This is a genomic window from Peptostreptococcus sp. MV1 (assembly GCF_000758885.1).
Taxonomy (GTDB): domain Bacteria; phylum Bacillota; class Clostridia; order Peptostreptococcales; family Peptostreptococcaceae; genus Peptostreptococcus.
On the sequence record NZ_JRNB01000051.1, the window covers coordinates 1 to 1458 of the forward strand.

At 32.4% G+C, this 1458-nt stretch carries 1 protein-coding gene; it reads left to right on the forward strand.

The window, feature by feature from the left end; all coding sequences use genetic code 11:
- The coding region (locus tag HMPREF1639_RS03980) for a cell wall-binding repeat-containing protein (protein WP_036763514.1) at positions 1-1377 on the forward strand (1377 nt) is incomplete at its 5' end.
- Positions 1378-1458: the final 81 nt, after the last annotated feature.

Here is a 1458-nt window from a genome sequence, read left to right on the forward strand (position 1 = left end):
GTTAGAATGTTACAAGCACATTCTGATACTGCTTCAATGGGTGAAAAAGCCCTTGATGGAAACGCAATAGTAAGAAAGAAGGACAATAAGTATTCATATGAAGTAGCCTTTAAAGGATTAGAGTTTATGAATATGTATGGACATCTATGGGGATTAAATATTTATGATAGCTCCTTTACTTCATCAAAATCAGAGGCAAGGGTATTAAAGAAATTTATGGATAAAAACTTGAAGGGAAAACAAATGGAATTCCCTAAGGTTTTTGCATTTGATAAAAATTCTAAGGAAAATACTATCAATATTGAAGTATATGTAGATGCCATGGATGCAATAAAAAATAATGCCCAATCATATGATGATATAGTAAAAGGTGCAGGAAGGCAAAATGCCAGACTGTTCTTAGATTGGAGTAAGGCTAAAAAAATAGAAGATAATCAAGGAAATGATAGCGATAATCAAGGAAATGATAGCAATGAAGTAGCAAAAAGATTGGCAGGAGATGACAGGTACGAAACTGCCATAAAGATAAGTAAGGATAATTTTAAGTCAGCAGATACAGTTGTTCTTGCAAGTGGTACTAATTCTGCAGATGCCTTGGCAGCGTCATCATTAGCAACATCAAAATCAGCACCAATACTTTTAACTAAGAGAAAGAAAATAGAAAAAAATGTTTTTGATGAAATAAAGAGATTGAATGCGAATAATGTAATAGTAGTAGGTGGAAAAGTTTCCATATCTGAAAAGGTGGTTTCTGACTTGAAAAATAAAAATATTACTGTAAAAAGACTAGCGGGTGATAATAGATATGAAACTTCCTATGAAATTGCAAAAGAATTGCTAAAGTCAAATAAGGCTAAAGAAGCCATCATAGTAAATGGCTTTAAGAATGCTGATGCACTATCAGTATCTTCATTGGCTACAAAGGAGAATTTACCAATATTATTAAATGATGGAAATCGTTTAAGTAAAGATATAAAAAATATTGTTGGAGATTCAAATATTAAGAAGATGTATATAATTGGAGGTAGAGCTTCTTTACCAAGGAGAATAGAAGGCAATATAAAGGCTCTTGATGTAGAATACGAAAGATTGGCAGGAGAAGATAGGTATGAGACATCTTCAAAAATAGCAAAATATGCTTACCAAAACAGTGATAAGGTTATTCTTGCAAGTGGTGAGAATTCTATAGATGCCCTGGCAGCAGGTGTTTTAACAAAAATGGAAAAGGCCCCTATGCTATTGGTACAAAAGAGAAGAATACCAAAGAGTATTTCAAATAGGATAGAAGAATCCAAAGCGAAAAAATTCTTATTGATAGGTGGAGAAAAGACTATTTCTGATAGAGTAAAAGACAAGGTAGAAGGACTTCTTAAGTAACATTTCTCTCTAGATATTTAATTAAGGGAGGGCTTATCCTCCTTTGATTAAATTTATCTAAACAGTCGTTTAAAAGAGAAC